Here is a 5,699-nt window from a genome sequence, read left to right on the forward strand (position 1 = left end):
CTTTAAAAAATAGTTTAAAAAAGGTATTGTGGAATGGATTTTTGGTTATATGTTTGCACCCGCAAAACGGGGTTTAAGTTTTGTTTAGTTCATTGAGATTTTATTGAGTTTTGTATTTCGGAAAAACTTTTTTCAAAAAAAATTAAAAAAGTTTTGGTGGTTAAAAAAGGGGTTGTATATTTGCACCCGCTTTGAGAGACAAGCGAAGTTCATAAGAAAAAAAGTGGTACTGGAGTAGGGGTTACGAGGCGTAATTTCATGGGGTTCGATTCCTTATTTACTATCGATACTTACTACCGATGAAGATCGGTTTAGGGGTAAAAAAGTTCATAGACATATTGATTGACAGCGCGTATTAAATTAGAGATAATTTATTACAAAGAATAAAGACTAGAAACATCAAAGAGAAGACGTTAAATTCCGTTGTATTGTTTTAGATAATATTTAAAGACAAACGATGAAGAGTTTGATCCTGGCTCAGGATGAACGCTAGCGGCAGGCTTAACACATGCAAGTCGAGGGGTAACAGGGAGTGCTTGCACTTTGCTGACGACCGGCGCACGGGTGCGTAACGCGTATAGAATCTACCTTTTAGTGAGGGATAGCCCAGAGAAATTTGGATTAATACCTCATAGTATCAATGAATAGCATTATTTATTGATTAAAGATTTATTGCTAAAAGATGACTATGCGTTCTATTAGCTAGTTGGTATGGTAACGGCATACCAAGGCTACGATAGATAGGGGTCCTGAGAGGGAGATCCCCCACACTGGTACTGAGACACGGACCAGACTCCTACGGGAGGCAGCAGTGAGGAATATTGGACAATGGAGGCAACTCTGATCCAGCCATGCCGCGTGTAGGAAGACTGCCCTATGGGTTGTAAACTACTTTTATAGAGGAAGAAACCGCTCTACGTGTAGAGCTCTGACGGTACTCTACGAATAAGGATCGGCTAACTCCGTGCCAGCAGCCGCGGTAATACGGAGGATCCAAGCGTTATCCGGAATCATTGGGTTTAAAGGGTCCGTAGGCGGTTTAGTAAGTCAGTGGTGAAAGTTTTCGGCTCAACCGGAAAATTGCCATTGATACTGCTAGACTTGAATTATTGTGAAGTGGTTAGAATGTGTAGTGTAGCGGTGAAATGCATAGATATTACACAGAATACCGATTGCGAAGGCAGATCACTAACAATATATTGACGCTAAGGGACGAAAGCGTGGGTAGCGAACAGGATTAGATACCCTGGTAGTCCACGCCGTAAACGATGGTTACTAGCTGTTCGAACTTCGGTTTGAGTGGCTAAGCGAAAGTGATAAGTAACCCACCTGGGGAGTACGTTCGCAAGAATGAAACTCAAAGGAATTGACGGGGGCCCGCACAAGCGGTGGAGCATGTGGTTTAATTCGATGATACGCGAGGAACCTTACCAGGGCTTAAATGTAGTATGACAGGTTTAGAGATAGACTTTTCTTCGGACATATTACAAGGTGCTGCATGGTTGTCGTCAGCTCGTGCCGTGAGGTGTCAGGTTAAGTCCTATAACGAGCGCAACCCCTGTTGTTAGTTGCCAGCGAGTCATGTCGGGAACTCTAGCAAGACTGCCGGTGCAAACCGCGAGGAAGGTGGGGATGACGTCAAATCATCACGGCCCTTACGTCCTGGGCCACACACGTGCTACAATGGTAGGTACAGAGAGCAGCCACTTGGTGACAAGGAGCGAATCTATAAAGCCTATCACAGTTCGGATCGGAGTCTGCAACTCGACTCCGTGAAGCTGGAATCGCTAGTAATCGGATATCAGCCATGATCCGGTGAATACGTTCCCGGGCCTTGTACACACCGCCCGTCAAGCCATGGAAGCTGGGAGTACCTGAAGTCCGTCACCGTAAGGAGCGGCCTAGGGTAAAACTGGTAACTGGGGCTAAGTCGTAACAAGGTAGCCGTACCGGAAGGTGCGGCTGGAACACCTCCTTTCTAGAGAGATAGTGCGACGGAAGTTTTTTTGTTGGATTGTTTTTAGTTTTTAGCTGTCGATTAATAATTTTTAGTTGGTTATATATGGGTTAGTTAGTTATTTTTCGGAATAGCTTTTAGCTTAAGCCATCGATTTTCAACTATGAAGAAGTCTCATAGCTCAGCTGGTTAGAGCGCTACACTGATAATGTAGAGGTCGGCAGTTCGAGTCTGCCTGAGACTACGAAGTTCATTTGAAATACTAAAGGAAATTCTAGAAGTTGTGTTACTGTCAACTATATAGTGGCGTAGGGTCAACTAATAGAAGACGGGGGATTAGCTCAGCTGGCTAGAGCGCCTGCCTTGCACGCAGGAGGTCATCGGTTCGACTCCGATATTCTCCACGATTCCTTAGGTATAGGGTATCGATAGTTTATAAAAGCACAGGATTCACGATAGTGAAAAAGTTTTTTATAGACATTGATTCTGTACTATTAATAGGATTAACGTTCATTGACATATTGATTTAAAAATACGAGCATTAATTGCATTTGAAAGAGTGTAATTAGTGAATAAAAAAGAGGTTTATACTAATTAGTTACTTGATTAGTATAGGCAAAAACTAAAAAGAGCAAGTTAAAGCAAGAGACATAAGCTAATTAAGGGCGTATGGGGAATGCCTAGGCTCTCAGAGGCGAAGAAGGACGTGATAAGCTGCGAAAAGCTGCGGGGACTGGCACATACAGACTGATCCGCAGATATCCGAATGGGGCAACCCGGTATGTTGAAGACATATCATCCAGCAATGGAGGCGAACCCGGAGAACTGAAACATCTAAGTACCCGGAGGAGAAGAAAACAAAAGTGATTCCGTTAGTAGTGGCGAGCGAACGCGGACTAGCCCAAACCAGTATTGTTACGGCAATGCTGGGGTTGTAGGACTACAATATGAGCGATATAATGAATTAGAATCCTTTGGAAAGAGGAGCCATAGACAGTGATAGCCTGGTATAAGTAAAGCGTATCAATCTAGTAGTATCCTGAGTAGTGCGGGGCACGTGTAACCCTGTATGAATCCGTCGGGACCATCCGATAAGGCTAAATACTCCTGAGAGACCGATAGTGAACCAGTACCGTGAGGGAAAGGTGAAAAGAACCCTGAATAAGGGAGTGAAAAAGATCCTGAAACCATACGCTTACAAGCGGTCGGAGCCTTTAGGGGTGACGGCGTGCCTTTTGCATAATGAGCCTACGAGTTACTTTTACTAGCAAGGTTAAGATTTTAAGAATCGGAGCCGTAGCGAAAGCGAGTCTGAATAGGGCGCCATAGTTAGTAGTAGTAGACGCGAAACCGTGTGATCTACCCTTGGGCAGGTTGAAGCTTTGTTAACCCAAAGTGGAGGACCGAACCCGTTGACGTTGAAAAGTCTTGGGATGACCTGAGGGTAGGGGTGAAAGGCCAATCAAACTCGGAAATAGCTCGTACTCCCCGAAATGCATTTAGGTGCAGCGTTGGTATAGTTTTATAGAGGTAGAGCTACTGATTGGATGCGGGGGCTTCACCGCCTACCAATTCCTGACAAACTCCGAATGCTATAAAATGTTTACCAGCAGTGAGGGCATGGGTGCTAAGGTCCATGTCCGAGAGGGAAAGAACCCAGACCATCAGCTAAGGTCCCAAAATATATGCTAAGTTGAAAAAACGCGGTTGAACTGCTTAGACAGCTAGGATGTTGGCTTGGAAGCAGCCATTCATTTAAAGAGTGCGTAACAGCTCACTAGTCGAGCGGTTCGGCATGGATAATAATCGGGCATAAGCATATTACCGAAGCTATGGACTTCGTAAGAAGTGGTAGGGGAGCATTGTAGTGACGTTGAAGATGTGGCGCGAGCCATGTTGGAGTAGCTACAAAAGAAAATGTAGGCATAAGTAACGATAATGCGGGCGAGAAACCCGCACACCGAAAGACTAAGGTTTCCTCAGCTATGCTAATCAGCTGAGGGTTAGTCGGGACCTAACGCGAACCCGAAAGGGGTAGTGGATGGACAACAGGTTAATATTCCTGTACCTGCCGGAGTTAAAAGTGACGGAGGCGAATAGTTAGTGCGCACTGACGGAATAGTGCGTTGAAAGGAGCAGTAATGCCCTGATAGTACACTAAGGCTACGGCCGAGGTGATAATCTAGCGAATCGACTTCCAAGAAAAGCGATCCAGGCAGCCCGTACCGTAAACCGACACAGGTAGTTGGGATGAGAATTCTAAGGTGCTCGAGAGATTCATGGCTAAGGAACTAGGCAAAATCGACCCGTAACTTCGGGAGAAGGGTCGCCCATCTTTTAGATGGGCCGCAGTGAAAAGGTCCAGGCGACTGTTTATCAAAAACACAGGGCTATGCTAAATAGAAATATGATGTATATGGCCTGACACCTGCCCGGTGCCGGAAGGTTAAGAGGAGATGTTATCTTCGGAGAAGCATTGAATTGAAGCCCCGGTAAACGGCGGCCGTAACTATAACGGTCCTAAGGTAGCGAAATTCCTTGTCGGGTAAGTTCCGACCTGCACGAATGGTGCAACGATCTGGACACTGTCTCAGCCATGAGCTCGGTGAAATTGTAGTATCGGTGAAGATGCCGGTTACCCGCTGTGGGACGAAAAGACCCCGTGAACCTTTACTATAGCTTAGTATTGACTTTGGATAAGTAATGTGTAGGATAGGTGGGAGACTTTGATCATGCGTCGCCAGGCGTGTGTGAGTCATTGTTGAAATACCACCCTTTGCTTATTCGAAGCCTAACATCGTGAGATGGACAGTGCTTGGTGGGTAGTTTGACTGGGGTGGTCGCCTCCAAAAGAGTAACGGAGGCTTCTAAAGGTCTGCTCAGTACGGTTGGTAATCGTGCGTAGAGTGCAATGGCATAAGCAGGCTTGACTGAGAGAGATACAGCTCGATCAGGTACGAAAGTAGAGCATAGTGATCCGGTGGTTCCGCATGGAAGGGCCATCGCTCAAAGGATAAAAGGTACTCCGGGGATAACAGGCTGATCTCCCCCAAGAGCTCACATCGACGGGGGGGTTTGGCACCTCGATGTCGGCTCGTCACATCCTGGGGCTGGAGAAGGTCCCAAGGGTTGGGCTGTTCGCCCATTAAAGTGGCACGCGAGCTGGGTTCAGAACGTCGTGAGACAGTTCGGTCTCTATCTACAGTGGGCGTTAGAAATTTGAGTGGATCTGACTTTAGTACGAGAGGACCGAGTTGGACGAACCGCTGGTGTATCTGTTGTCTCGCCAGAGGCATGGCAGAGTAGCTACGTTCGGAAGGGATAAGCGCTGAAAGCATATAAGCGCGAAACCCACCACAAGATGAGATTTCTTTAAAGGGTCGTGGGAGACTACCACGTTGATAGGCTATAGGTGTAAAGGCAGTAATGTCATAGCCGAGTAGTACTAATAACCCATAGGCTTATGTCGTACCCTGGTTATCTAATAACCAGGGTAGCAAATTGCTTTATATTCTCTTTATCAAGTTTACTCTTTACGTATTTTTATAATCAATATGTCAACAATATTATAGTTCAACCAGAGCTAAAGACTTAAGGTGGTTATAGCAACGGGGCTCACCTCTTACCATTCCGAACAGAGTAGTTAAGCCCGTTAGCGCCAATGGTACTACAATCGTGGGAGAGTAGGTCGCCGCCTTCTTTGAAAACCCTTCATTACTATAATGAAGGGTTTTTTTTATGC

2 tRNA genes and 3 rRNA genes are annotated in these 5,699 nt (G+C 45.8%); all 5 read left to right on the forward strand.

Annotation, left to right across the window (positions count from 1 at the left end):
- The first annotated feature begins 454 nt into the window (after window positions 1-454).
- A 16S ribosomal RNA gene (locus DK508_RS00005) occupies window positions 455-1,978 on the forward strand.
- 149 nt (window positions 1,979-2,127) lie between these two features.
- Window positions 2,128-2,201, forward strand: a tRNA-Ile gene (locus DK508_RS00010).
- 86 nt (window positions 2,202-2,287) lie between these two features.
- Window positions 2,288-2,361: transfer RNA gene (locus tag DK508_RS00015), tRNA-Ala, on the forward strand.
- Between the two features lie 244 nt (window positions 2,362-2,605).
- A 23S ribosomal RNA gene (locus tag DK508_RS00020) occupies window positions 2,606-5,426 on the forward strand.
- A gap of 123 nt (window positions 5,427-5,549) precedes the next feature.
- Window positions 5,550-5,657, forward strand: a 5S ribosomal RNA gene (rrf, locus tag DK508_RS00025).
- Together the 16S, 23S and 5S rRNA genes with 2 tRNA genes alongside form the textbook arrangement of a ribosomal RNA operon.
- Window positions 5,658-5,699 lie beyond the last annotated feature (42 nt).

The sequence above is a fragment of the Aquimarina sp. AU474 genome, from assembly GCF_900312815.1.
Lineage (GTDB): Bacteria > Bacteroidota > Bacteroidia > Flavobacteriales > Flavobacteriaceae > Aquimarina.